We start from the raw sequence: 24,319 nt of genomic DNA on the forward strand, positions 1-24,319 counted from the left end.
GCCAGCTCCTCGCTCGCCCGCCGCGCGGTCTCCGCCTGGATGTTCATGACGCCTGCTCGAAGGCGATCTCGCTGGCCAGCACCGCGGCACCGGCGACACCGGCACGCGGGCCCAGCTCCGACAGCACCAGCGGCAGGTTGCCGGTGGCCAGCGGCAGCGAGCGCCGGTACACCACGCTGCGGATCTCCGCGAGCATGATGTGCCCGAGCTGCGCCAGGCCGCCACCGATGACGATCATCGACGGGTTCACGAAGCTGACCAGCCCGGCCAGCACCGTGCCGACCCGCCGTCCGCCGTCGCGGATCAGCTGCACGCAGGTGACGTCGCCCTCGACCGCGCCGACCGCGACGTCCATCGCGGTGACCACACCGTGCTGGGCCAGGCGTTCGGCCAGCGCCGGGGAGGCGCCGGAGCGGGCGGCGGCGGTGGCCTCGCGGGCCAGCGCGGCGCCGCTGAACACGGCCTCCAGGCAGCCGATGTTGCCGCAGGTGCAGACCGGGCCGTTCGCGTCGACCTGGATGTGGCCGATGTCGCCCGCGCAGCCGTCGGTGCCCCGGTAGACCTCGCCGGACAGGAAGATGCCGCAGCCGATGCCGGTGCCGATCTTCAGGAACAGGTAGTTGTCGACGGAGTGGGCCACACCGCCGTGCCGCTCCCCCACCGCCATGATGTTCACGTCGTTGTCGACCACGGCCGGGCACCCGTGCTCGCGCGTGAGCAGCTCACGCACGGGGTATCGGTCCCAGCCGGGCATTATCGGCGGGGAGACGGGCACGCCGTCGCGGAAGCTGACCGGGCCGGGCACGCCGATGCCGATGCCGTCCAGGTGCGTGAACGCACCCTCCACCTTGGCCTTGGCGAGCAGCTCGTTGACCCGCTGCAGGATCACCTTCGGACCGCTGCGGATGTCGGCGACCTCGCTGTAGTGCGCCACCGGCTCCAGCCGCCCGTTGGTCACCTCGACGTCGATCGAGGTGGCGCCCAGGTCGACCCCGGCGAAGCGCATGCCCGGGTTGAGTTCGACCAGGGTCGAGCGGCGCCCGCCGCGCGACTCAGCCGGACCGGCCTCGGCGACCTGACCTCCGGTGACGAGCCGGTCCAGCTCGGCCAGCAGGCGCGGTCGCGGGATGTCGAGGCGGTCGGCCAGCTCCGCGCGCGAGAGCGCGCCCTCGTCGCGCAGCAGCCGCAACACGCGCACGTGCAGCGGATCCCAGAGCGCTCGGGCGAGGCTCATCCGGCCACCTCTCACCTGTTCGGAGGACTACGAATGTGTTGTGTCGCACAGGTTACGAGCTTTCGCCGAGCCAGTCCATAGCTTCTACCCGATTCTTCGTAACTTTTGTTTGATCATTCAGAAGTTCAAGAGATGCCACCAGAACGTTGATCTTCAATGGTGATCAACGTCGTTTCTCGTCAAGGCTCTGGCCTGCTCGAATATCCGGCCAACCAATGTCAGGCCACGAGTTGGCAGGAAAGTGTCCAGCTCCCGCAAAGATCCGCGACGGCGGTCGGACGGTATCGGCGCGGCCAAGGTTTTGCCCGGCGGGCCGCCCGCTCGGGCGGAAATCCGGCCCTCCGCCCAGAAAGTCCGGGCTCGCACACCCACCCGGACCGCGGACGGTGATCTCCTCAGGAAGATCGCCGTCCGCGGTCAAAAGGTCCGCGCAGGACACACGGTTCGACCGCAGACGGCGATCACCGGGTAGATGAAAGCGGCCTGCGGACCTGGATGCGGGCTCGGAGGTGCTGGGCGGGGCCGCGCTGGCGAGGTCAGCCGAGGTCGGGTGTGGGGCGGAACTCCACTTCGGTGACCGGGGCCGCGTCGAGGTCGAGGACGAGAAGCTCGTTGTGGCCGGGGCGCAGCAGGGGCCAGGGGACGTACAGGGTGCGCTGCGGTCCTTCGGCCAGGTAGCGGCCGAGCAGGTGGCCGTTGACCCAGACGTAGCCTCGGCTGCCGTTGGGGACGGCCAGGTAGGCGTCGGCCGCTTCGGTCAGGTCGAACCGGCCCCGGTGGAAGACCGGGCCGCCCGAGGGCAGCGCCGGGTCGGCCAGCGGCGCGCGGCCCCACGGCAGCGGCGGCAGTTCGCCCAGCTCGACCGGGTACGCCGTGAAGCCGTGCGCGTACTGCTGGCCGTGGCGGACCGCGCCGGTGATGCCCTTGCGCTCGCCGACCCGCGGGCCGTAGTTGACCCGCCCCATCGACTCCACCAGCAGGTCCAATGTCGCCACCGCGCCGGGCACCTCGACGTCGACCACGTTGTCGGTCTCGGTGAGCACGCCGACGAGGGTGCCGTCGACGAAGACATGGGCACGGTCGGCGAGGCCGTCGACGGTGACCGGATACTCGCGGCGCGGGCCGGGCAGGGTGGCCCGGTAGAGGGCCAGGCCCTGGGCGAGGCCGAGGTCTTCGAAGGTCGGCGGCATCGCGGCGGTACGCGGGCCGGGGCTGACCACGTCGAGCACGTCGAACAGGCGCAGCGATCCGGTCAACGCGACGGTGCCGCTGCGCACCAGCGGGGGCAGCGGCGGCGGCGCGGGCAGCGGCCCGGTGGCGTAGGGCGCCAACACCTCCCGGAACAGGCGGAACTTCTCGGTCGCCGCGCCGCGCTCGTCGATGGGGGCGTCGTAGTCGTACGAGGTGACGTCCGGCTGCAGCGGCCCGAGGTGACCGTCGGCGCGGTTGGCCCCGGCCCAGGTGCCCCAGTTGCTGCCGCCGTGCGCCATGTACACGTTCACCGACGCGCCCGCCTCGACCATGCGCCGCAGCACGTCGGCGGCGTCGGCCGGGTCGCGGGTGACGTGCCGCGCGCCCCAGTGGTCGAACCAGCCGCACCAGAACTCCATGCAGAACAGGGGGTCGTCGGGGCGGTGGCGGCGCAGCGCCGCGAACGCGCCCTCGGGGTCGCTGCCGAAGTTCACCGTGGCCAGCACGCCGGGCAGGGTGCCGCCGGTGAGCATGAAGTCCTCGGGCCCGTCGGAGGTGAACAGCGGCACGTCGACGCCGCGCCGCCGCAGGCCGTCGGCCAGGTGCTCGAGGTACGCGCGGTCGGAGCCGTAGGAGCCGTACTCGTTCTCGACCTGGACCATGAGCACGTTGCCGCCGCGGGTGGTCTGGTGCGCCGCGACGATCGGGATCAGCCGGTCGAAGAAGGCGTCGACCGCGGCCAGGTAGCGCTCGTCGAGGCAGCGCACCCGGATGCCGGGCTGTCCGGTGAGCCAGGCGGGCAGGCCGCCGTTCTCCCACTCGGCGCAGATGTACGGCCCCGGCCGCACGATCGCGTCGAGCCCCTCCTCGGCGGCCTCGGTCAGGAAGCGGGACAGGTCGGCGATGCCGGTGAAGTCGAACTCGCCGGGGCGCGGCTCGTGCAGGTTCCACGCGACGTAGGTCTCGACGCAGTTGAGCCCCATCGCGCGCAGCATCCGCAGCCGGTGCCGCCACTGCTCGGGACGCACCCGGAAGTAGTGCAGCGCCCCGGACAGCACCTGGTGCGGGCGCCCGGCACGGACGAAGCCGCCCGGCGCCACCGCGAACTCGACCATGGAACCCTCCGCATGGAAAACGTTTACCATCGCGGGAGAGTACACGTGCTCAGGCCCGGTGCATACGCTGCTCCTGCCAGCGCTGCAGGGCGGTGCCCAGCTCGTTCTCCACGAAGCGGAAGAAGTCGCGCATCTGGGCGACCCGTTCCCCCGCCACGGTCGCCTCGCCCCCGGCGGCCGCGATGGCCCTGTCGGCCTCGTCGGAGAAGTAGCCGTAGAAGCTGCGCTTGGCGAGGGTCACGCCGTACCAGGGTTCGGCGGGCAGGCGGTAGAAGTCACGCCGCGAACCCGGCACCGGATCGCGCACGACGAAGCCCAGGTGCATCAGGTACTTGACCGCGCCAGAGATCGCCGCCGGGCTCACCCCGAGCCGCTCGGCGAGGTCGCCCGCGCTCAACGAGGACTCCTCGGCGCCCATCATGGTCAGCAGCACCCGCGAGGCCATCCGGGGGAAGCCCATGTCGGCGAGCATCATCGCCATGTGCTCCACCGAGCGGCGCACACCGTCCTCGTCCCGCGTCACGTCGTCGCTCATCGTGAGCATCGTAACAAGGTTTCGTGTGTTCAAGACTTTGTGAAGATCGAAGTGCCGCCGCCGGGTCGGCGGGCGACGGGCAGGCTCGGGACGCGGCGAAGGCCCGGTCCGAGCGGATACCGGGCCTTCGGAGTGGTGGGCGTCTACGCGGCTTTGGCCGTGGCCGTGACCGCGCCGACGATCCACCCGGCGAACAGACCGTACGCAGAGCCGCCGGCCGCGGTCTGGAACGCGCCCACCAGGGTCGGGTTGGCGATGATGAAGGAGGTGAGGAAGGCCGCCAACGCCGACGCGAAGATCAGCGCGGACCAGCCCAGGAAGAACCCGCCCGCGCCCCCGGTGACGGCCTTCGCGACCACACCGAGAATCAACGCCACGAACAGGATCAGCAGCAGTGCCCGGAGATCGTTGGCCAGCAGTTGGCGCATCGCCCTGCTGGAGCCGTCGATCGGACCGAACGCCCACTGCGGCCAGGTCAGCACGCGCAGGAACCATCCCCACGCGCTGTCCGGATTGGTGTGGTTGTGCACCCACTCCACGAAGGGCTGGTTGCCGAATACCAGGACCAGCGCCGCAGTGGCGATGATCCCGAGCGTAGTCACCGTACGTGCTTTCGCCATGATGAAAACGATAGGCTGCACAACTCGCATATGTCGATGCAGCCATATCATGTCGTTTCCGACGCAACCATACACAACCGGAATGGCGGATCACCGCAAGCGGTGACCCCGGATGCTCAGGCTTGCAGCGGCGCGGCCGCGAAGGAGACCGAGGAACCCGTGCTCCAGATGGTCACGCTGCGGAAGCTCTTCGGGTCGACGCCGCTGGGCACGTCGTAGACCTGGGTGCCGCTGGTGCCCTTGAGCTTGCCCAGGTCCACGTGCTTGCCGTCGGCGAAGATGCGCCCGCCGTCCTTACCCGGCAGCACCTCCTGGTCGGACAGCCACACCCGCAGGTCCGACCCGCCCGAGGTGGCCAGGTCGCGCAGGATCACCTGGTAGCGCCCGTTGGGCAGCCACACCACCTCGACGACGCCCTTGCCGGCGTGCTCCTGCGACACCAGCTCGCCCTGGGCGACGACCACGGCGACCGTCTTGTGCGGGTCCTCAGCCGGCACCAGCGGCGCGGGCGAATCTGCGGCGCCACCGGGCGCGGGTGTGCCGCTGGCGGCGGCCTCGGACGCGCCGTCGTTCCAGGTGCCGGGGTCGAACAGCTTCGAGGGCCCGACGAAGTACAAGCCCAGCGCCAGCGCCAGCACCACCACCCCGGCCAGCACCTGGTACACCGGATTGCGCAGCAGCTGCTTCAACCGTCCCACCCTGTTTCCCTCCACCCTTCGCGCAAGACGCTATCCCGTGCTCCGGGCACGGCGGATCCCCGCGTTCGCGGATCGTAAGGGTACGGTCGGCGGCGGTCGGGGGCCACCCGGCTGATCGCGCCGTACGCTCGCGCTATGGCCACCCGTGTGCTTGTCGTCGACGACGACCCGACCGTCAGCGACGTGGTGCGCCGCTACCTGGAGCACGCCGAGTTCGAGGTGGAGCTGGCCGCCGACGGCCCGGCCGCGCTCGCGGCGTACCAGCGGCACCGGCCCGACCTGGTGATCCTGGACCTGATGCTGCCCGGCGTGGACGGGCTGGAGGTGTGCCGCCGGATGCGCGCCGACGGCGCGGCGCCCGTGCCGATCATCATGCTGACCGCGCTCGGCGAGGAGACCGACCGCGTCCTCGGCCTGGAGTTGGGCGCCGACGACTACGTGACCAAGCCGTTCTCGCCGCGCGAGCTGGTGCTGCGGGCCCGCTCGGTGCTGCGCCGGACCGCTGCGGCACCGGCTCCGGCGCCCCTGCTCGTCGACGGCGACCTGTGGGTCGACCCGGTCGGGCGCGTCGCGAAGCTGGCCGGTGTGGAACTGGCGCTGACGGTACGCGAATTCGACCTGCTCGCCTTCCTGATGTCGCACCCCGGCGTCGCCCTGCGCCGGGAGCGGCTGCTGGAGTCGGTCTGGGGCTGGACCTTCGGCGACCAGTCCACCGTGACCGTGCACGTACGGCGGCTGCGCGAGAAGATCGAGTCCGACCCGGCCGCGCCCCGGCGTATCCAGACGGTGTGGGGCGTGGGCTACCGCTACGAACCGGTCGGGGGCGGCGGTGCGTGACGTACTGCTGATCCTGCTCGCCGCGCTCGGCGGCGCCGCCGTGGTGTGGCTGCCCGGCGCGCTGCTGCTGCGGCTGCTGCACCGGCGCTCGATCACGCTCAACATCTGCGTGCTGCTCGCGGTGACCGTGCTGGCGATGCTCGCCGGGGTGTTCGCGGTGGCCGGGGGCATGTTCATCTCCCCGCACGACCTGACCGTGCTGCTGATCGTGGTGCCGCTGTCGGGGCTGGTCAGCCTGGCCATCGGCTGGTGGCTGGGGCGGCGGCTGGCCCGGTCGGCGATGTGGGCCGAGGACGCCCGCGCGCACGAGCGCCAGGTCGAGGCGAGCCGCCGGGACCTGGTCGCCTGGGTGTCGCACGACCTGCGTACGCCGCTGGCGGGCATGCGGGCCATGGCCGAGGCGCTGGAGGACGGCGTGGTCAGCGATCCGGCCACCGTCGCCGAGTACCACCGGCGCATCCGCACCGGCACCGACCGGATGGCGGCGCTGGTCGACGACCTGTTCGAGCTGTCGCGGATCAACGCCGGGGCGCTGCGGCTGTCCCCGGTGGACGTGCCGCTGGGCGAGGTGGTCTCCGACGCCGTCGCCGCGGCCGCGCCGCTCGCCGCCGCCCGCCGGGTCCGGCTGGTCACCGAGCCCGGCAACTGGCCGCTGGTCCGCGCCAGCGAGCCCGAGCTGTCCCGGATCGTGGCGAACCTGCTGCTCAACGCCATCCGCTACACACCGTCGGACGGCACCGTGACCGTCACCGGCGGCCGGGACGCCAACGGTGGCTGGCTCGCGGTCGCCGACACCTGCGGTGGCATCGCCGACACCGACCTGCCCCGGGTCTTCGATGTGGCGTTCCGGGGCGCGAAGGCGCGGACCCCCGCCGGCGACACTGGCGGCGGGGGTCTGGGCCTGGCCATCGTGCGTGGTCTGGTGGAGGCGCACGGAGGCCGCGTCGAGGTTCGAAACGTGGCCGGGGGCTGCCGGTTCGAGGTCAGGCTGCCCTAGCCGGGCGGGGTTCGGGACAACCCGCGCCGGGCTCACACCACGTTGCCGTACCCCACCTCGACGATGCGGCGGGCGACCTCGTCGTATCGCGACAGGTCGGTCGGGGCGTAGGTGCCCAGTCCGTCGACATATCGGTTGAACATGCAGAACGCGGCGGCGATCAGGACCGTGTCGTGGATCTCCAGGTCGGTGGCGCCCTCGGCCTTGGCGGCGTCGATCAGCTCGGAGGTGACCTTTCGGCCGCTGACCTGCACCGCGGCGGCGATGTGCAGCAGGGCGCGCAGCTTCTCGCCGATCGGGGCGGTGGCGAGGTCGCCGCGGACCTGCCGCACCAGCTCCATCCCCTCGGGCAGCCACGCGGCCGCGAACGCCGAGTGCGAGTTGCAGCAGAAGTTGCAGTCGTTGAGACCCGAGACGTACGCGGCGATCAGCTCGCGCTCGCCCTGGGTCAGCGTCGGGTGCGGCGCCCGCAGCAGCGCCTCGGCCAGCGCGTTGAGCGGCGCCGCCGTCTCGGGGCGGTAGCGCATCGGTCCGCTGATGCCGGGCACCTGGGTCTCGTCTACACCAAGGTCGATGTGTGCCATGACTCCACTCTCCTTTGTAGACAGTCGACCCTAACATGCTGCCGTGCCGCCGCCCGCCACGTCTTCTTCGATCGTGCTCTACACCGCCCATTTCTTGCCCGATGCGCCTGATCGGCGCCTGAACAGCGGGAACATCGGGGCGCACGGTTGCGTATGGATGGCCGGTGGCCCCGGTGCGACGCTTTTGCGGTGACCGATGCCGATGCGATACGCCATGGGGCACATGCCCGGACCGAGGTGCTGCATGACCGGCTGCGCGAGCTGGTGTCCCTGGAGTCCCCACCCGGTGACACCGCGCGACTGTCGCGCTGCGCGGACCTGCTGGAGCAGTGGGGCACGGCGATCCTGCGCCGCCCGGCGCGGCGGATCACCGTGGACGGGCTGCCGCACCTGCTGTGGCCCGCGACCGACCAGCGGGTACTGCTGCTGGGGCACTACGACACGGTGTGGCCGGCCGGGACGGTCGACGAGTGGCCGTACTCGGTGACCAACGGCATCGCCAGCGGCCCGGGGGTGTGCGACATGAAGGCCGGGATCGTGCAGCAGCTCACCGCGCTGGAGCTGCTCGGCGACACCTCCTCGGTCGGCCTGCTGCTGACCTGCGACGAGGAGACCGGGTCACCGACGTCGCGCCCGCTGATCGAGGAGCAGGCCGCCCGGTCACGCGCGGTGCTGGTCGGCGAGCCGAGCACCGAGTCCGGCGCCCTCAAGATCGCCCGCAAGGGCGGCTCGGTGTACCGGATCGCGGTCAAGGGCCGGGCCGCGCACGCCGGAGTCGAGCCGCACCGGGGCGTCAACGCCGCGGTCGAACTGGCCCACCAGGTGCTGGCCGTGCAGGCGCTGGCCGCGGACGGGACCAGCGTGACGCCGACCGTGCTCAGCGCGGGCACCATGACCAACGTGGTCCCCGAGAGCGCGACGCTCGCCGTGGACGTACGCGCCTGGACCGCAGCGGAACTGGACCGGGTCGACCGGATGATCCACGCGATCACGCCCCGGCTGGCCGACGCGGTGCTGACGGTCGGCGGCGGCGTCAACCGGTACCCGCTGCAGCCCGAGCTGACCCGGCCGCTGTTCCGGCTGGCGCAGGAGGCGGCGCGGGCGCTGGGCCAGCCCGAACCGGAGGGCGCCTGGGCGCCGGGCGCCTCGGACGCGAACTTCACCGGCTCGGTGGGCGTGGCCACGCTCGACGGCCTGGGCGGCGTCGGCGGCGGCTCGCACAGCCGCGCCGAGTGGGTCGACGTGACCCAACTGGTCCCCCGCACCGCCCTGCTCGCCGCCCTCATCGACCGCATCCTCACCGCCCCCACCCGCCACCCCCACCCCTGACGAAAGGAAGGGCCCCTTCGTCGGCTCGCGTCAGCGAGACGAGCAGATACTCAGCTTGCTTTCCGTAGCAGAAGGGGGCCCTCCTTCACCCGCCGCCTGCCAGCCCGCGCCTCGGGCCCGCCACCCGCCTCGCCTCGCGCCTCGCGTTCGCGCACTCTCGGGGAAACTGCGCGAATGCGGGCCAAGATTCGCGCAGTTTCCCCGAAACTGGCCCCTTCCGAGACCGCGACGCCGCGGCGGCGTGCGACCCACGCGTCCGTCCAAATTGGCGGCGGGCGGCGCGTTGTGTCGAGCGCGGCCGATGTGCGCGGTTAAGCTCGCGCCGGTCGCGGCGTGTGCCGCCGACTCGGCACCGCGAGCGGAAGGGCAGCACCGCATGGGCACAGGCAGCGCACCACGGTTCGGGGTCGAGGAGGAGTTCCTCGTCGTCGATCCGCAGACCCGGGGGCCGGTGCCCCGGGCGCAGGAGGTCGTCGACGCGGCCAAGGCGCGGCTGGGCGGCTGCGTCTCCGGCGAGATCACCACCTGGCAGCTGGAGACCCGGACCGAGCCGTGCGCGAGCGCGGCCGAGGTGCTGGAGCAGCTGCGGCAGGCCCGCACGGAGGTCTGCGCCCAGGCCCGCGAGCTGGGGGTACGGGTGATCGCCTCCGGCACGCCCGTGCTCGGCGCCACGATGCCGCCCCCGATGACGCAGGGTCCCCGCCAGACGCGGGGGCAGCAGTCGTTCCGGGGGCTGCACGACGAGCTGGCCATCTGCGCCCTGCACGTGCACATCGAGCTGCCCGACCGCGACCACGCGGTGCGGGTGAGCAACCAGCTGCGGCCGTACCTGCCGGTGCTGCTGACGCTGACGGCGAACTCGCCGTACTGGGATGGTCGGGACTCCGGATATGCCAGCTGGCGCACCATGACCTGGCCGCGCTGGCCGGTCGCCGGGCCGCCGCCGGAGTTCGCCTCGGCCGCCCACTACGACGAGGTGGTGGAGACGCTGCTGGCCGCCGGGGCACTGGTGGACCGGGGCACCGTCTTCTGGGACGTACGCCCGTCGGCCAGCCACCCGACGCTGGAGGTGCGCGTCGCGGACGTGCCGATCACGGCCGAGGAGTCGGCACTGTACGCCGCGCTGGTCCGGGCGCTGGTGTCGTACCTGTCGGCGCGGGTCGACGAGGGGGCGGCCAGCCCGCAGATCCCCGGCGAGCTGATGCGCACGGCGTACTGGCGGGCCGCGCGGGACGGGTTGTGCGGGGACGGGGTCGATCTGCGTACCGGACGGTTGACGCCCGCGTTCGAACTGGTCGACCGGCTGCTGGCCGAGATCGGCCCGGTGCTGGCGGCCAACGGCGACGCCGAGACGGTCACCGGGTGGCTGACCTCGCTGCGGCGCGGCGGCATCGGGGCCCAACGGCAGCGGGCGGCCGCACGGCGGCAGGGGCGGCTGGCGGACGTGGTCGACTACCTGGCCGAGCACACCGCCGCCTGATGTAAAGAGCTTTTTGGCAATACTCGGCTCGTATGCGCGTACGCGATGCTGGTTCGCAGCCCACCCGATCGGGAGGAATGCCATGACCAGCATCGCGACCGTGCCGTTACCGGTACGCCGCAAGTCCCCCGCCGCGACGGTCCGCACCGCGCGGGGCTTCGCCGACCGGATGGCGACCCGCCGCTCCATTCGCGACTTCTCGCCCGAACCGATCCCCGCCGGGGTGATCGAGGAGGCGATCCGGGCCGCCGCCAGCGCGCCCAGCGGCGCCAACCTGCAGCCCTGGCGCTTCGTCGTGCTCACCGACCCGGTGCGCAAGCGGATGCTGCGCGAGGCGGCCGAGGCCGAGGAGCGGGCGTTCTACAGCCGCCGCGCCTCCGCCGAGTGGCTGGAGGCCGTCGCGCCGATGGGCACCGACTGGCGCAAGCCGTTCCTGGAGACGGCCCCGGCCGTGATCGTGGTGTTCGAGGTGCACAAGGGCCCGAACTCGCCGAAGCCGTACTACGTCAAGGAGTCGGTGGGCATCGCGGTCGGCATGATGATCACGTCGCTGCACCTGTCCGGGCTGGCCACGCTGACGCATACGCCCAGCCCGATGCAGTTCCTCAACGAGGTGTGCCAGCGGCCGTCGGAGGAGCGCGCCTGCGTGGTGCTGCCGGTGGGCTACCCCGCCGACGAGGTCCGCGTGCCCGACCTGTCCCGCAAGCCGCTGTCCGAGGTGATGGTGCGCCTCTAACCACCGTGGCCCGCCGCCTTCGGGCCCCGGGGTCAAGAAGGGCCCCTTCTACATCGGATTCCGATAAGAAGGGGCCCTTCCTTTCTTCTCTAGGCGTGCGGGAGTTGGGCGGTGAAGAAGTCGCGCAGGGGGTTGACGTGCCGCTCCGGTCGCCGCCACTCCGCCAGCAGGTCCTCCAGCAGGTGCAGCTCCTCGACCCGGGTGGTGCCGTGGTAGCGGCGCACCACCGGGTGGATGAAGGCGCTCTCGGCGGCGCGGTCGGGCTGGGGGTGGCGCTCGATGGCGAAGACGTCGCCGTACTCGTCGCGGCCCCAGCGCAGGCCGAAGGTGTAGAAGTGCGGCTCGTCGGCGAAGCGGGCGACCGCGTAGTCCTCGGGCAGGTCGACGTAGTGGCGCACCTGGCCCGTCGCGGCGTCGACGACCAGCGCGTCGACCAGGAACTCGAACTGGGTCCACAGGGCCGAGCTCCAGTTGACCCGGTCCAGCACCAGGTCGGTGAGGGTGGCCGGGTCGGCCTTGGTGGTGTCGTGGGGCAGCGGGGTCTGCTCGTACCGCTCGACCAGCAGCGCGGTCAGGGTGCGCAGGTTGTACCGGAAGCCGTCGATGAAGGCCGAGGAGGCCTTCTTGAAGTCCCGGTCCTGGGCCAGCGTGCCCGCGAAGTAGAGTCCGTCCACGTTGGTGGACTGCCAGTCGGGTCGGGTGGTCGGCATGCGGCCGCTGGGCACCAGGTCGGGGCGGCAGTCGTCGCCGAAGACGGAGGTGTCCATGGCGAAGCCGGTGCAGCGCAGCACCGACTCGTACTCCATGACGGCCGTCTCGCCGTCGGCGTGGGTGTAGGTCAGGTGCACCTCGAGATTGCCGTTCTCCAGCGGCACGATCTCGTCGATGGTGCAGTCGAGCACCGAGTGCAGCGTCTTGAACTGGTAGCTGTCCAGCACCGCGCCGTGGTGGCCGCGCACGTCGCCGGGGTGCTTGGTGTTCCAGGACAGCCGCAGCGGGCGCGGACTGGCCAGGTGGATCATCGCGGCGTGGCCGAGCATCGACGAGGCGGTCTCGAACGCCGAGTTGCCCTTGCCGAGGATGAGCACCCGCTGGTTGGCGTAGTGGGCCGGGTCGGTCTCCATCGACTCGTACCCGGTGACGTGCTCGATGCCCTTGATCTGCGGCACGTTCGGCCGCTGCCAGCCGGTCGCCATGACCAGGCAGTCGGCCGCGTACGTGCCCTGGTCGGTGTACACGAGGAAGCCGTCGCCGTCGCGCTCGACGCGGGTGACGCCGGTGTCGTAGCGCACCCGCAGCTGGTGGTGCGCGGTGAAGTCCTCCAGGTAGCGCACCAGGTCGTCGGCGTGCGGGAAGTACTCGCCGCTGTACTTCGGAAACGGCAGGTCGGCCGGTTCGTGCAGCAGCGAGTTCCAGTCCCAGCGCAGCCGGATCTCCGGGTCGGTGCTGGTGGTGTGCACCTTGTTGATGGAGATCAGGCGGCGGTGCCGCGGGAAGTGCCGGAAGAAGGCCGCCGGGGCCGCCTCGCGCTCGAGCGTCAGGTAGTCGCAGCCACGCTGCTGCAGGTAGTAGCTCAGTTGCAGACCCGCCGGGCCCGCGCCGACGATGAGGTACCGGTGTCGCCCCAGCACCGGGTGGATCTCGGTCATTACGTCTCCCCATACGTGTCAATGTCCGGGGGAAACCTTTCGCAGCAATGTCGATGTGTCAATGCGGCACACCGGAAACGCTGAGGTCCGACCGGGTGGATCTCGGCTCCGGTCGGCGTAATAGACTGCCCGGCATGGCGATGACCGGGCACGAACTCGTCTACATCGGCGCGTACACCGAGGAAGGGGTGCCTGGGATCACCGGCTGGCACCGCGATCCGGAGACCGGGGCCCTGACCCGGGCGCCCCACGGCGACGCCCCCGCCACCGACACCTCGTTCCTCGCCTGGCACCCCACCGGTCCCTGGCTGTACGCGGCCAGCGAGTTCGCGGGCGAGATCCTGACCTACGCCGTGGCGCCGGACGGCGCCCTGACCCACCTGGGCACCCGCCCGACCGGTGGCGAGCCGTGCCACCTGAGCGTGGACCCGACCGGCCGCTGGATCGCCGTGGCCAACTACGGCGGCGGCTCGGTGGCGCTGTTCGAGGTCGCCGCCGACGGCACCCCGCAGCCGCGGGACCTGGTCCGGCACAACGGCAGCGGCCCCGACGCCGAGCGCCAGGAGGCCCCGCACGCGCACCTGGCACAGTGGCTCGGCGACGTCCTCTGGGTCACCGACCTCGGCACCGACGAAGTGCTCCGGTACACCGTGGAGGATGGTCGGCTGCACCGCGCGGACGCCGTGGCCTTCCCGGCCGGGATGGGCCCGCGCTGGCTGGCCGCGCACCCGGACGGGGGCGTGTTCGTCGCGGGCGAGCTGGACGCGACGGTGATGGCCTGCACGGTCGAGGGTGGGGTGCTGCGCCCGGAGCGGACGTACCCGGCGGCACTGACCCGGCCCGAGGACGAGCGGACCTACCCCAGCCATATCGAGTGCTCGGCCGATGGTCGGTTCCTCTACCTGGCCAACCGGGGGCCGGACTGCCTGACCGTGTTCGCGGTGGACGGTGCGAAGCTGACGCCGCTGGCCGACGCGCCGGCGGGCGGGCGGTGGCCGCGTCACTTCGCCCAAATCGACGACCTGATCTACGTCGCGAACCAGAAGGGCGACTCGGTGACGGTGCTGCGGGTCGACCCGAGCACCGGCGTCCCCGCGCCCACCGACGCCGAGGTCGGCGTGGCCGCGCCCGCCTGCGTGCTGCTGCCGCGCCGCTGACGCGGATCGGACGATTATTCGCGAACCTCCCCGAACGCCGCCGAGCCGGGTCGATACTGGCCAGGAGCAGGCATGATCACGGGAGGCGTACATGATCGGCTCGATCATCTGGGGCATCATCGGCGGGGCCATCGTCGGCTACCTGGGCCGCCTGCTGCTGCCCGGTCGCCAGAACATCTCCGCGCTGACCACGGTGCTGGTGGGGATCGTCGCCGCCACCCTCGGCGGCATCATCGCCACCTGGCTCGGCGTCGGCGAGACCCGGGGCATCGACTGGATCCGCCACTTCATCCAGCTGGTCCTGGCCATGATCTTCGTGTACATCGCCGCGAAGGTGAGCGCGAGCCGACACACCGCCATCACGCCGACCCAACGCACTCCCTGAGCCCCCGCCGTCTCGGGCGCACGTCCGCTGTGCGCCCGGGCAATATGTATCTTTAGGACACATTGGGCAGGCGAGTTTACCGATCGTCGCGGGCGGCTATCGGGGCGGCATGGTACTCACTGCTTCGCGATACCGCACCGCGACCGGTGCGGGCGTCATCGCCGCGCTGATCCTGGTGCTGGTCTTCGGCAGCCCGGTCTACCGGGACTGGGCGCACGACAACGCCGACCCCAACACCGCGGGCGGCTGGTTCCTGAACCTGCTCGCGTGGCCGGCGTGGAGCTTCGACGCCGACTCCTCCGTGCAGGACGTGCTCGCCGCCGACCTCAAGGCGATCCTGGTGGTGGTCTTCACCGCGCTCTTCCTCGCGCTGACCGTCGGTGCACAGCTGGGTGCCGCTCGCGGCACGTTCAGCCAGCTGGTGGCGGGCTGGTCCGGCTACATCTTCGCGGGTGCGCTGGCCGGTCTGCTGACCGCGTTCATCCGCTCCGACGCGTCCCTGCTCGGCGGCTTCCAGGCAGCGGGCACCGGCGCCATCTACGGCCTGTTCGTCGGCTGGATCGTCGGCGTGGCCACCCTCGGTCACCGCCGCGGCACGGCTCCGTGACGGCTGGCTCCACCCCCGCACTCCTCTCCCGCCACCCCCGCACCCGTACCCGCACCACCGTTTCGGGGAAACCGCCGCTTCCGCTCCCCCGGAGGCCGTGGTTTCCCCGAAACCATGCGCCGGCCCGGCGTGTACCGTGCGGCGGATGGAGATGGAGTTCGACGCCGCATCGGGCATGAACGGGGCGCTGGCCGACCGGCTCGGCATCAAGCTGCTGGAGGCGACGCCGGAGCGGCTGGTCGCCACGATGCCGGTCGAGGGCAACACGCAGCCGTTCGGGCTGCTGCACGGCGGCGCCTCGTGCGTGCTCGCCGAGACGCTGGGCTCGATCGGGGCGAGCCTGCACGGCGCGACACTGGGGCGGCCGTTCGCGGTCGGGGTGGACATCAGCGCGACCCATCACCGGGCGGCGCGCGGCGGCCTGGTCACCGGGGTTGCGACGCCGCTGCACCGGGGCGGCAGCGTGGTGACGTACGAGATCGTCATCACCGACGAGGAAGAGCACCGCATCTGCACCGCCCGCCTGACCTGCATGCTGCTGCAGCGCAAGTAGGCACCGGCCGGGGGCGGGCGGCAGGCGGGCCGCCCGCCCGGCTCGGGTCAGACCAGGGCACCGGCCTGCGGCAGGAAGGATCCGCCCAGCTCGCGCGCCTGGGCCAGCGCCGCGGTCAGTGCCGCCGCCCGCAGGTCGGGCGTGACGTCCATGGGCTGGGCGTTGATGAACGCCACGTCGGTGATGCCGACGAAGCCGAAGACCGTGCGCAGGTACGGCTCCTGGAAGTCGAGGGCGTGCATGAACCCGCCGGGCGAGTAGTCGCCGCCGCGGGAGGTCACGCAGACCATCTTCTTACCGGTCACCATCGGCACGACGCTGCCGGTCTCGTCGTAGCGGAAGAGGTAGCCGGGTTGCACGACGCAGTCGATGTAGTACTTCAGCGCGTACGGGATGCCGAAGTTCCACATCGGCGCGGTGACCACGTACGCGTCGGCGGAGGTGAAGTCCTCGATCAGCGACTCGATCTCGCGCCAGGACTCGGCGTGGCCCCGGTCGATCGGGCGCCCGACCATCAGGGTGTACTTGGCCTCGATGTTGTCGCCCGCCATCGCGGGCAGGTCGTGCCGGTAAAGGTCGAGCACGTCGACCTCGACGTCGCCGTTGCGCTCGACCACGGTGTCGATGAATTCCTGAGCTATCCGCAGCGTGTGGGACTGTTCGCCGCGAGGTGTCGCCACGATGTGAAGAATTCGCACTTACCGGCTCCTTGAATGGAGTGGCGAAAAGGCCAATGTAGAGCCGTCGTCGCTGCCCAGGAGCCGAGTGTCAGGTTATGGCGCCCTTATTGGTGAATCGATGGGCGCGACCTCCGCAATCCGGGTGATGGCGGAGTCGCGCCCATGTCGCGTATAAGCGTCGACCGCTTACCAGGACGGCCGCTGCAGCAGTCCGACGAACTCGACCAGCAGCCGCTCGCGCAGGCGCGGCGGCGCGGCGGCCAGTACGGTGTTGACCACGGCCAGGCGCGGTGCGGCGCCGGGCTCGGACCCGCCCAGGCCCAGGCTCTCCGCCAGGCCGCCGACGAGCTCCGGGGTGAGCTGGTCGGGCTGCAGGTGCGCCGCCATGGCCAGTAGCTCCGCGGGCAGCCGCACCGGGCCCTGCGCCCGCGCCGCCGCGGCGGCCTCGGCCAGTGCCGGACCGAACTGGGCCACCTGCGGGGCGACCGACGCGGTCACGGTCAGGTGGATGCTGGCCGGGATGCCCTCGAACGGCAGCTGCGGCTGGGTGTGCCAGCCGCGCGCGGCCAGCTCGTCGGCGAGCACGAACAGGTCCAGCTCGGCATCGTCGGAGGTCAGGCACACCACGGTGTAGTCGGCCGGGGTCAGCAGCCGCAGGCCCTCGGTCGCGGTCACTGCGGCGGCCAGCCCGGCCACCGCGTCGCGGGTCTGCCGGGCCAGCTCCAGGTAGCCCTCGTCGCCGAGGTGCCGCAGCGTCGCGAACGCCGCCGCGATCGGGCCGCCGGAGCGGGTCGACGAGATCACCGGGTTGATCATGGTGTACCCGGGCCAGTCGGCGAAGGCGAAGTACTGCGGGCGGCGCAGGGACGCGTCGCGGTGCAGCAGCACGGACACGCCCTTCGGGGTGTACGCGTACTTGTGCAGGTCCACCGACATGCTGGTCACGCCCGGCACGCCGAAGTCGAACGCGGGCACCGGCGCCCCGATCCGGCGCAGGAACGGCAGCGCCCAGCCGCCGAAGCAGGCGTCCACGTGGCAGCGCACGCCCCGCTCGGCCGCGAGCGCCGCGATCTGCTCGACCGGGTCGACCACGCCGTGCGCGTACGACGGCGCCGAGCACGCCACCAGCACCGTCTCCGCCGTGATCGCGGCGGCGATCGCGGCCGGGTCGGGCACGCAGGTCACCGGATCGACCGGCACCAGATCCAGGGCCACCCCCAGGTAGTGCGCCGCCTTCGCGAACGCCGCGTGCGCGGTCGACGGGATGACCAGGCGCGGGTGCTCGATCTCGGGGTGCGCGTCGCGGGCGGTCTTCACCGCCAGGATCAGCGACTCGGTGCCGCCGCTGGTCACCGAGCCGACCACGTCCGGCGCGGCGGTGCCCGGACCGGCGCCCAGCACCCGGGCGGCGGCAGCGACCAGCGCGTTCTCGGTGGCCAGCAGAGACGGGAACGCGGTCGGGTCCAGGCCGTTGACGTGCGCGGACAGGGCGTACGCCGACATCGCCAGCTCGTCCAGCCCGGCCCTCGCCGGGTCGTACACGTAGGCGAACAGGCGGCCGCCGTGGGTCGGCAGGTCGGCCGAGCGCAGCCCGCGCAGCTCGGCGAGCACCTGCTCGGCGGGGACCCCCTGGGTCGGCAAAGCGTCGATCATGCGGGCACCCTATCCGTCTCGACCTGGACCGACGCCAGCCGCTCGGGGGTCAGGTCGTACCGGCGCAGCAGCAGCACCACCGGTCCCACCAGCAACGCGGGCACGACCGTGAAGCCGAGGAGCACGCCCAGGCGGGCGGTGCCGGACTGGGCCACGGCGGTGCCGGTGTCGGAGGAGACGTAGCCGGTCAGCTGCAGGACCAGCGCGTACAGGCCGGGGCCGAGCGCCAGGCCCAGAGTCTCCCCCGCCGTCCACAGGCCGGTGAACACACCCGCCTGGCGACGGCCCGTGCGGGCGGCGTCGTAGGCGACACAGTCGGGCAGCATCGCCATCGCGAACACCTGCTGCCCGGCGTACCCGACGCCGATCAGTCCGGTCACCACGTACGCGACCACCGGCGGCACCGAACCGGCCAGCACCAGCGCCAACGCCCCGGCCGCGAACAGCAGCGAGGCCAGCACCAGGGACCCGGTCTTGCCGAGCCGGGCGCCGACCCGGGTCCACAAAGGCATGACCAGCAGCGCCGGTCCGACGAAGCAGGCGAAAAGCAACGTCGGCCCGTCATCGGGGCGGTGCAGCACGTGGTCGGCCAGGTACTTGACCCCGGCCAGCATCGTCGCGACCCCGATCGACTGCACCACGAACACGGTCAGCAGCACGGTGAACGGACGGTTGGCGCGTACCACCGCGAGCTGGGCACGCAGCGACGGTTCGCTCTCGGTGACCTGCCCGGTCGGCGCCTTCGCGGTGCCGAAGAACGCCCCCAGCGACCCGGCCACGATCAGCGCCGCCACGAACACGCCCATCCAGCGGTGCCCGGCGACGCCCCCGCCGGTACTGTTCACCACGATCGGCGCCACCGCGCCCGAGACCAGGATCGCCACCGCGAGCACCGCGACCCGCCAGGTCATCAGGCGGGTGCGCTCGCTGTAGTCGTCGGTCATCTCGGCGGGCATCGCCACGTACGGCACCTGGAAGAACGCGTACGCCGTCGCCGTGGCCAGGAACGCGACCGCGACGTAGGCCGAAGCGCCCGCGCCGGTGCCGAACGGGGCCGCGAACATCAGCGCGAACAGCACCGCCACGCCCAACCCGCCGAACAGCAGGTACGGTCGTCGAGCGCCCCAGCGCGAGACGGTCCGGTCGGAGAACCGCCCGGCCAACGGGTTGATCAGGACATCCCAGGCCTTCGGCAGCAGCACCAGCAGGCCCGCCAGGCCCGCGGCGACGCCGAGGTTGTCGGTGAGGTACGGCAGCAGCAGCAGGCCCGGCACGGTGCCGAAGGCACCGGTGGCCAGCGAGCCGAGGGCGTACCCGGCGCGCACGCCCCCGGACAGCGGCCGCGCGGGGGCGCTGACCTGGGACGGGGAGGGGGACACGGTCATGGTGGCGGATGGTACGCGGCCCGGGTCACACCCAGAAGGGCCCGCCGCGAGACTTATTCGCCTTTTCACGAAGGTCAGCGCCGGGTGGGCTACGCGGCACAGGTCACAACAGCACGCCGCCGGATGCGGGAATGCGACACGCCACTTGATCCTTCAACAATCATGAACCGGACCGCGACTTCAGCGGCCCGGCCCGGACAGCACTGGAGCTGGTGACCATGACCGAACAGCTGGGCATCCGTACGCAGGTGACCGTGCCGCTGCGCTTCGCCGACGGCTACGCCGTGGACGCGCGGGTCTTCACCTTCACCGGGCTCGGTGACGGCAAGGAGCACATCGCGCTCGGGCTCGGCGACCACCGGGGCGCGGCGACACCGCTGGTGCGCGCCCACTCGGAGTGCATGACCGGCGACGTCTTCGGCTCCGCCCGGTGCGACTGCGGACCCCAGCTGCGCGAGGCCGTCCAGCGCATCGCCGAGCGCGGCGGCTACCTGCTCTACCTGCGTCAGGAGGGCCGGGGCATCGGCCTGTACGCCAAGCTCGACGCGTACGCCCTACAGGACACCGGCCTGGACACGTACGCCGCGAACCGGGCCCTGGGCTTCGGCGACGACGAGCGCGACTACACCGCCGCCGCCCAGATGCTGACCGCCCTGGGCGTGTCCCGCGTCGACCTGCTCACCAACAACCCGGACAAGCCCAGCCAGCTGCGCGACCACGGCATCGACATCGCCGACGTGGTCCCGACCGGCGTGCACGCCGCCCCGGACAACCTCAACTACCTGCTCGCCAAGGTCAACCACACCCACCACACCCTCACCCTCCCCATCCCCGCCTGACCGCACCGCATCCGGCCGCCCTCGCCCCGGGCCGCCGCGCCGGGCCGCGCCGCGCCCTGCCGCGCCGCGCCGCGTGCCGCCGCGTTGCGTCGCCAAGATCGCTGCCTGCGGGCAATTCTCGGGCTACAGGGGCAGGAAATGACCGCAGGCATCGATCTTCGGACCGAGGAACGCCGCTTGGGGACGGAACGTGGGTGTGGCGCTTGACGCGTGCAGGTAAATGACCGGAGATAGCGATCTTGGCCGACATCGCCCGCAGATGATCGGCATCTGTGGCCAGAAAGCGGGTTTCGGCCCCTGGGCCGCGCAGGAGAATGACCGGAAGTAGCGATCTTGGGGGCCGTCCCCGGCGATGATCGGTGTCTGCGGTCAAATCGTCGGCTTACAGCCGAGGAAGTGACCGCAGACGCCGATCATCGGCCTCGTGAAGATCGAGTCGAGGCCGGAACGAGCCGGCGGCGTGAAGGGCGCGGAAGTACGGGCCGGGAGCCGAAGCTCTCGGCCCGTTGTCCTGAGCCGGCGTCATGGCCCATGCCGAGCAGCGGCTATTCGGCGCGGACGTGGTCCAGGTCGAAGGAGCCGGGGCCGGTGCCGAGCAGCAGAACGAGCGCCCCGGCGGCAGCCGCCAGGATCCTTCGGTTCATGCGCGTGCTCCTTGGGAGGGGTGTGGAGGGGTCAGGCGCGCGTGATGTCGTTGACGCACCGCAGCACCGGCCGGGCGGCCAGGGCTGACGGGTCGCCGAGCTCGGCGCCGGTCACCGTGAACGTCGTCGACTCCCCCGGCAGCAGGGTGACCAGGGCCTGGTCCACCTGAGCGGCCGGGTCGAGCCGGTCGGGGAAGAGCACGAGGTCGCGCAGGATCGTCCCGGCCGTGACGGTCACCTCGTACGCGATGACGGCCGGGCCGGAGACGACCGGCTCGACCTTCGCCTCGAACCGGGCCGCCGGGTAGTCGATCTCGTGGTCCTCGGCGAAGAACCACAGCGCGCTCTCGTCCCCGGCGACCGCCCGCACCAATTCGCCCGTACGGTCGCCGCAGGTCGCGACGTCCGGGGGCAGTTGCACGGTGACCGCCGAGCGGGGAGGCACGTCCAGCGTGACCTCGGTGCGGGCCAGGACGTCGCCGCCCAGGCCGTGCCGGGTCACCACGGCCGGTGCGAACCAGGGCTGGTCGGTGTCGTTGACCGCGACCAGGGCCGGGCCGTCCGGCCGGGGCTGGATGGTGAGCAGGTGGGGTGCGAACGACCGGCGCAGCGCGTGCCAGAGGGGTTTGCGCCGCCCGTCGCCGTCGACGGCCGCCCAGGACGTGACCGGCCAGCAGTCGTTGAGCTGCCAGACGATCGCGCCCATGTTGTGCGGGGTGTGCGAGCGGAAGTGCTCCAGCGCCAGGCTGATCGCGCGGGCCTGGTTGAGCTGGGTCAGGTAGTGCCAGTCGGCGAAGTCGACCGGCAGCGGCAGGTGCGCGTCCAGGCCCCGGCGCAGTTTGAGGTCGCCGTCGGTCGCCTTCTGGTGGTGCCGCATGCCGGGTGAGTCGGCGGCCAGCGGCTCGTCGTGCAGCGCCCGGCGCAGGGTGGCGTACGCGGGCGGGGCCTGGAACCCGAACTCGGCCACGAACCGGGGCACGCTGTCGCGGTAGTGGGTGTAGTCGATCCGGTTCCACACCTCCCACAGGTGGGTGGTGCCGTGGTCGGGGTCGTTGGGGTGCCGGTCGGCGCGGCCCGACCAGGGGCTGCCCGGCCAGTACGGCCGGGTGGGGTCGAGTTCGGCCACGATGGACGGCAGCAGCCCGTGGTAGTAGCCGGCACCCCAGCTGCGCCCCTGCAACCGCTCCGGCCAGCCCCAGTCGGCGAAGCCCCAGATGTTCTCGTTGTTGCCGGTCCAGGTCACCAGGCTGGGGTGCGAGGCCAGCCGCACCACCTGTTCGCGCGCCTCGGCCGCCACCTCGGCCGCGAACGGCTCCTCCTCCGGGTACGCCGCGCACGCGAACAGGAAGTCCTGCCCGACCATGAGCCCCAGCTCGTCGGCGAGCTCGTAGAAGTCCTCCGACTCGTACCGGCCGCCGCCCCAGACCCGCAGGTAGTTGACGTTCGCGGCGCACGCCTGGGCGAACCGCTCGGCCAGCCGCTCGCGGGTGATCCGGGTGACGAAGGTGTCGTCGGGGATCCAGTTGACGCCCTTGACGTAGACCGGTCGCTCGTTGACCACCACCGTGTACGGCGTGCCGTGCTCGTCAGGGGTGGTGTCCAGCCGTACCGTGCGGAACCCGACCCGGCGCTCCCACCGGCCCAGCTCGCGGCCGCCGCCGGTGGCCAGGACCGCCCGCAGCGGGTAGAGCGGCTGCTCGCCGTAGCCGCGCGGCCACCAGCGCCGCACGTCGGGCACCTCGATGTGCAGCACGGTGCTCATCTGCCCGGCGGCAAGGCCGCCGCTTACCCTGACACCGCCGATCTCGGCGGTGACGGTCAGCGCCTCGGCCGAGGCCCGTTCCACCTCGACGTGCAGCTCGACCCGGCCGGTGGTGCCCTCGACGGTGACCAGCGGGCGGACCTGCGCCAGGCGCGCCGTGGACCAGCTGTGCAGCCCGATCGGCTGCCAGATCCCAGCCGTGACCAGGGTCGGGCCCCAGTCCCAGCCGAAGTTGCAGGCCATCTTCCGGATCAGGTTGTACGGCTCGTCGTACGCCCCCGGCCGGGTGCCGACCTGCCGCGCCATCGCGGCCGTGTAGTCGTACGCGGAATCGAAGGTGATCTTCAGGTCGTTGTGCCCGTGGTTGAGCACCGAGCGCAGGTCGAACCGGTAGCTCCGGTGCATGTTCGCGGTCCGACCCAGCTCGACGCCGTTGACCTCGATCGTGGCCACCGTGTCGAGTCCGGCGCAGACCAGGTCGATCCGGTCGTCGCCCGGACCGGCCCACTCGAAGCCGGTCCGGTACTCCCACCGGGTGCGCCCGATCCACCCGAGCCGGCTCTCGTTGTCGTCGAGGTACGGGTCCTCGATCAGCCCGGCCGCGAGCAGGTCGGTGTGCACGCAGCCCGGCACGCTCGCGGGCACCTCGGTGACCCGCACCGGGGTGTCCCGGGCGGACACGGTCCAGCCCTGGTGCAGCCGGACCATGCTGCTTGCTGTCGCCATCACGATTTGACCGCACCCTCCATGATGCCGCGGACGATCTGCCTGCCCCCGACTGCCAACATCAGAATCAACGGCACGGTGGCCACCAGCGCACCGGCCAGCACCCGGCGGTAGAGCACATAGTTGCCGCTGGCCAGGTCGAACAGGGCCACCATCGAGGTGGGGTAGTCGGAGCCGCCGAGGGTGATCAGCGGCCACTGGAAGTCGTTCCAGGTGCCGACGAAGGTGAGCAGGCCCAGCACGGCCAGTGCGGGCCGGATCGCGGGCAGCACGATGCTCCAGTAGACGCGCATGGTGGTGGCGCCGTCGACGCGGCCGGACTCGATCAGCTCGTCGGGCACCGCGCCGATGATGAACTGCCGCATGTAGAACACGCCGAACGCGCTGACCAGGCCGGGCACGATGACCGCGAGCAGGCTGCCGTTCCAGCCGCCCTCGCCCTGGCCGGGCAGCTTGCCCATCAGGATGTAGAGCGCGACCACGCCGAGCTGGTTGGGCACGGTCAGGGTGAGGATGACGATCAGCATCAGCACCCTGCTGCCCCGGAACCGCAGCTTGGCGAAGGCGAATCCAGCCACCGAGCAGAAGAACAGGATCGACACCGTCACCAGGGTGGACACGATCACGCTGTTGAGCAGCGACTCGGCGAAGTAGACGTCCTCGAGCGTGAACACCTCGGTCAGGTTGGTGCCGAGGTTGTCGCCGGGCAGGAACTTCGGCGGGATGTCGGCCAGCGCGGCGTCGGTGCTGGTGGCGATGACGAACATCCAGTAGATGGGGTACGCCGACACCAGGAAGAACACGGTGAGCAGGACGTACGTCCAGGCGCCCGCGGGGGTGTCCTGCGGGGCGCGGCCCAGCTGGGAGGGCTTGGTCCGGCGCACCCGCGCGGGTGGGACCGGCTGCGCGGTGTGCTGCCGGTC

At 71.7% G+C, this 24,319-nt stretch carries 22 protein-coding genes; 10 read left to right on the top strand and 12 right to left on the bottom strand.

What is annotated here, in order from left to right; all coding sequences use genetic code 11:
- Nucleotides 1–43 precede the first annotated feature (43 nt).
- The 5 genes from KUA19_RS29070 to KUA19_RS29090 all read right to left on the bottom strand — a co-directional run bounded on the left by KUA19_RS29070 (nt 44) and on the right by KUA19_RS29090 (nt 5,384).
- On the bottom strand, nt 44–1,234 hold the full coding sequence (locus KUA19_RS29070; RefSeq protein WP_217400912.1) for an ROK family transcriptional regulator: 1,191 nt from the start codon (nt 1,232–1,234) through the stop codon (nt 44–46).
- A gap of 536 nt (nt 1,235–1,770) precedes the next feature.
- Nucleotides 1,771–3,540, bottom strand: a complete 1,770-nt coding sequence (locus KUA19_RS29075) for a glycoside hydrolase family 35 protein (RefSeq protein WP_217400914.1) — start codon at nt 3,538–3,540, stop codon at nt 1,771–1,773.
- A gap of 49 nt (nt 3,541–3,589) precedes the next feature.
- The gene (locus KUA19_RS29080; protein WP_217400916.1) at nt 3,590–4,075 is read right to left on the bottom strand and encodes a GbsR/MarR family transcriptional regulator; all 486 of its coding nucleotides are present in this window, start codon (nt 4,073–4,075) and stop codon (nt 3,590–3,592) included.
- Nucleotides 4,076–4,218: 143 nt separating this feature from the next.
- On the bottom strand, nt 4,219–4,695 hold the full coding sequence (locus KUA19_RS29085) for a hypothetical protein (RefSeq protein WP_217400918.1): 477 nt from the start codon (nt 4,693–4,695) through the stop codon (nt 4,219–4,221).
- A 116-nt stretch (nt 4,696–4,811) separates the two neighbouring features.
- Nucleotides 4,812–5,384, bottom strand: coding sequence for a DM13 domain-containing protein (locus tag KUA19_RS29090; protein ID WP_254550262.1), 573 nt, complete (start codon nt 5,382–5,384; stop codon nt 4,812–4,814).
- Nucleotides 5,385–5,528: 144 nt separating this feature from the next.
- Between KUA19_RS29090 and KUA19_RS29095 the strand changes: the two genes are divergently transcribed.
- Both KUA19_RS29095 and KUA19_RS29100 read left to right on the top strand, forming a co-directional pair.
- Nucleotides 5,529–6,230: a response regulator transcription factor gene (locus KUA19_RS29095; RefSeq protein WP_217400920.1), complete on the top strand. Its 702-nt coding sequence runs from the start codon at nt 5,529–5,531 to the stop codon at nt 6,228–6,230.
- Nucleotides 6,223–7,227, top strand: coding sequence for a sensor histidine kinase (locus KUA19_RS29100; protein WP_217400922.1), 1,005 nt, complete (start codon nt 6,223–6,225; stop codon nt 7,225–7,227). Before KUA19_RS29095 ends, KUA19_RS29100 begins: the two co-directional genes overlap by 8 nt.
- Nucleotides 7,228–7,259: 32 nt before the next feature.
- On the opposite strand, the gene KUA19_RS29105 is transcribed toward KUA19_RS29100, so the two are convergent.
- A complete protein-coding gene (locus tag KUA19_RS29105; protein WP_217400924.1) occupies nt 7,260–7,811 on the bottom strand; it encodes a carboxymuconolactone decarboxylase family protein in 552 nt (183 codons plus the stop codon).
- Nucleotides 7,812–8,000: 189 nt separating this feature from the next.
- Here KUA19_RS29105 and KUA19_RS29110 point away from each other — a divergent pair, with 189 nt between their 5' ends.
- The 3 genes from KUA19_RS29110 to KUA19_RS29120 all read left to right on the top strand — a co-directional run bounded on the left by KUA19_RS29110 (nt 8,001) and on the right by KUA19_RS29120 (nt 11,356).
- The gene (locus KUA19_RS29110) at nt 8,001–9,140 is read left to right on the top strand and encodes a M20 family metallopeptidase (RefSeq protein WP_308167704.1); all 1,140 of its coding nucleotides are present in this window, start codon (nt 8,001–8,003) and stop codon (nt 9,138–9,140) included.
- Nucleotides 9,141–9,516: 376 nt separating this feature from the next.
- The gene (locus KUA19_RS29115; protein WP_217400928.1) at nt 9,517–10,620 is read left to right on the top strand and encodes a carboxylate-amine ligase; all 1,104 of its coding nucleotides are present in this window, start codon (nt 9,517–9,519) and stop codon (nt 10,618–10,620) included.
- An 82-nt stretch (nt 10,621–10,702) separates the two neighbouring features.
- Nucleotides 10,703–11,356 (top strand): nitroreductase family protein, encoded by a 654-nt coding sequence (locus KUA19_RS29120; protein WP_217400930.1) that lies wholly within the window; start codon nt 10,703–10,705, stop codon nt 11,354–11,356.
- Between the two features lie 89 nt (nt 11,357–11,445).
- Here KUA19_RS29120 and KUA19_RS29125 read toward each other — a convergent pair whose 3' ends face one another.
- A complete protein-coding gene (locus tag KUA19_RS29125; protein WP_217400932.1) occupies nt 11,446–13,005 on the bottom strand; it encodes an NAD(P)-binding domain-containing protein in 1,560 nt (519 codons plus the stop codon).
- A gap of 134 nt (nt 13,006–13,139) precedes the next feature.
- Between KUA19_RS29125 and KUA19_RS29130 the strand changes: the two genes are divergently transcribed.
- The 4 genes from KUA19_RS29130 to KUA19_RS29145 all read left to right on the top strand — a co-directional run bounded on the left by KUA19_RS29130 (nt 13,140) and on the right by KUA19_RS29145 (nt 15,707).
- A complete protein-coding gene (locus tag KUA19_RS29130; protein WP_254550263.1) occupies nt 13,140–14,162 on the top strand; it encodes a lactonase family protein in 1,023 nt (340 codons plus the stop codon).
- Nucleotides 14,163–14,253: 91 nt separating this feature from the next.
- Nucleotides 14,254–14,547 (top strand): GlsB/YeaQ/YmgE family stress response membrane protein, encoded by a 294-nt coding sequence (locus KUA19_RS29135; protein WP_217400934.1) that lies wholly within the window; start codon nt 14,254–14,256, stop codon nt 14,545–14,547.
- Nucleotides 14,548–14,656: 109 nt separating this feature from the next.
- Nucleotides 14,657–15,154, top strand: a complete 498-nt coding sequence (locus tag KUA19_RS29140; protein WP_217400937.1) for a hypothetical protein — start codon at nt 14,657–14,659, stop codon at nt 15,152–15,154.
- Between the two features lie 145 nt (nt 15,155–15,299).
- The gene (locus KUA19_RS29145; RefSeq protein ID WP_254550264.1) at nt 15,300–15,707 is read left to right on the top strand and encodes a PaaI family thioesterase; all 408 of its coding nucleotides are present in this window, start codon (nt 15,300–15,302) and stop codon (nt 15,705–15,707) included.
- A 47-nt stretch (nt 15,708–15,754) separates the two neighbouring features.
- On the opposite strand, the gene KUA19_RS29150 is transcribed toward KUA19_RS29145, so the two are convergent.
- The 3 genes from KUA19_RS29150 to KUA19_RS29160 all read right to left on the bottom strand — a co-directional run bounded on the left by KUA19_RS29150 (nt 15,755) and on the right by KUA19_RS29160 (nt 19,425).
- Complete coding sequence (locus KUA19_RS29150) at nt 15,755–16,405, bottom strand: FMN-dependent NADH-azoreductase (RefSeq protein WP_217400939.1); 651 nt, start codon at nt 16,403–16,405, stop codon at nt 15,755–15,757.
- Nucleotides 16,406–16,573: 168 nt separating this feature from the next.
- Nucleotides 16,574–18,040 carry a pyridoxal phosphate-dependent decarboxylase family protein gene (locus KUA19_RS29155; RefSeq protein ID WP_217400941.1) on the bottom strand — a complete coding sequence of 489 codons (1,467 nt, stop codon included), beginning with the start codon at nt 18,038–18,040 and terminating at the stop codon, nt 16,574–16,576.
- Nucleotides 18,037–19,425 (bottom strand): MFS transporter, encoded by a 1,389-nt coding sequence (locus tag KUA19_RS29160; RefSeq protein WP_217400943.1) that lies wholly within the window; start codon nt 19,423–19,425, stop codon nt 18,037–18,039. The genes KUA19_RS29155 and KUA19_RS29160 overlap by 4 nt, the downstream gene beginning before the upstream one ends.
- 218 nt (nt 19,426–19,643) lie before the next feature.
- Between KUA19_RS29160 and KUA19_RS29165 the strand changes: the two genes are divergently transcribed.
- A complete protein-coding gene (locus tag KUA19_RS29165; protein WP_217400945.1) occupies nt 19,644–20,264 on the top strand; it encodes a GTP cyclohydrolase II in 621 nt (206 codons plus the stop codon).
- Between the two features lie 675 nt (nt 20,265–20,939).
- Here KUA19_RS29165 and KUA19_RS29170 read toward each other — a convergent pair.
- Together KUA19_RS29170 and KUA19_RS29175 are read right to left on the bottom strand one after the other, a co-directional pair.
- Nucleotides 20,940–23,396: a glycoside hydrolase family 2 protein gene (locus tag KUA19_RS29170; protein ID WP_217401100.1), complete on the bottom strand. Its 2,457-nt coding sequence runs from the start codon at nt 23,394–23,396 to the stop codon at nt 20,940–20,942.
- Nucleotides 23,396–24,256 (bottom strand): carbohydrate ABC transporter permease, encoded by an 861-nt coding sequence (locus KUA19_RS29175; protein ID WP_254550291.1) that lies wholly within the window; start codon nt 24,254–24,256, stop codon nt 23,396–23,398. Before KUA19_RS29175 ends, KUA19_RS29170 begins: the two co-directional genes overlap by 1 nt.
- Nucleotides 24,257–24,319: the final 63 nt, after the last annotated feature.

This window comes from Catellatospora tritici, assembly GCF_019083965.1.
Lineage (GTDB): Bacteria > Actinomycetota > Actinomycetes > Mycobacteriales > Micromonosporaceae > Catellatospora > Catellatospora tritici.

What these genes read in the sequence shown, in the direction of transcription:
- KUA19_RS29120 (WP_217400930.1), top strand. Translation starts at nt 10,703, where the DNA reads ATGACCAGCATCGCGACCGTGCCGTTACCGGTACGCCGCAAGTCCCCC.
- KUA19_RS29125 (WP_217400932.1), bottom strand. Translation starts at nt 13,005, where the DNA reads ATGACCGAGATCCACCCGGTGCTGGGGCGACACCGGTACCTCATCGTC.
- KUA19_RS29075 (WP_217400914.1), bottom strand. Translation starts at nt 3,540, where the DNA reads ATGGTCGAGTTCGCGGTGGCGCCGGGCGGCTTCGTCCGTGCCGGGCGC.
- KUA19_RS29155 (WP_217400941.1), bottom strand. Translation starts at nt 18,040, where the DNA reads ATGATCGACGCTTTGCCGACCCAGGGGGTCCCCGCCGAGCAGGTGCTC.
- KUA19_RS29130 (WP_254550263.1), top strand. Translation starts at nt 13,140, where the DNA reads ATGGCGATGACCGGGCACGAACTCGTCTACATCGGCGCGTACACCGAG.
- KUA19_RS29080 (WP_217400916.1), bottom strand. Translation starts at nt 4,075, where the DNA reads ATGAGCGACGACGTGACGCGGGACGAGGACGGTGTGCGCCGCTCGGTG.
- KUA19_RS29070 (WP_217400912.1), bottom strand. Translation starts at nt 1,234, where the DNA reads ATGAGCCTCGCCCGAGCGCTCTGGGATCCGCTGCACGTGCGCGTGTTG.
- KUA19_RS29105 (WP_217400924.1), bottom strand. Translation starts at nt 7,811, where the DNA reads ATGGCACACATCGACCTTGGTGTAGACGAGACCCAGGTGCCCGGCATC.
- KUA19_RS29095 (WP_217400920.1), top strand. Translation starts at nt 5,529, where the DNA reads ATGGCCACCCGTGTGCTTGTCGTCGACGACGACCCGACCGTCAGCGAC.
- KUA19_RS29170 (WP_217401100.1), bottom strand. Translation starts at nt 23,396, where the DNA reads ATGGCGACAGCAAGCAGCATGGTCCGGCTGCACCAGGGCTGGACCGTG.
- KUA19_RS29165 (WP_217400945.1), top strand. Translation starts at nt 19,644, where the DNA reads ATGACCGAACAGCTGGGCATCCGTACGCAGGTGACCGTGCCGCTGCGC.
- KUA19_RS29085 (WP_217400918.1), bottom strand. Translation starts at nt 4,695, where the DNA reads ATGGCGAAAGCACGTACGGTGACTACGCTCGGGATCATCGCCACTGCG.
- KUA19_RS29115 (WP_217400928.1), top strand. Translation starts at nt 9,517, where the DNA reads ATGGGCACAGGCAGCGCACCACGGTTCGGGGTCGAGGAGGAGTTCCTC.
- KUA19_RS29135 (WP_217400934.1), top strand. Translation starts at nt 14,254, where the DNA reads ATGATCGGCTCGATCATCTGGGGCATCATCGGCGGGGCCATCGTCGGC.
- KUA19_RS29140 (WP_217400937.1), top strand. Translation starts at nt 14,657, where the DNA reads ATGGTACTCACTGCTTCGCGATACCGCACCGCGACCGGTGCGGGCGTC.
- KUA19_RS29145 (WP_254550264.1), top strand. Translation starts at nt 15,300, where the DNA reads ATGGAGATGGAGTTCGACGCCGCATCGGGCATGAACGGGGCGCTGGCC.
- KUA19_RS29160 (WP_217400943.1), bottom strand. Translation starts at nt 19,425, where the DNA reads ATGACCGTGTCCCCCTCCCCGTCCCAGGTCAGCGCCCCCGCGCGGCCG.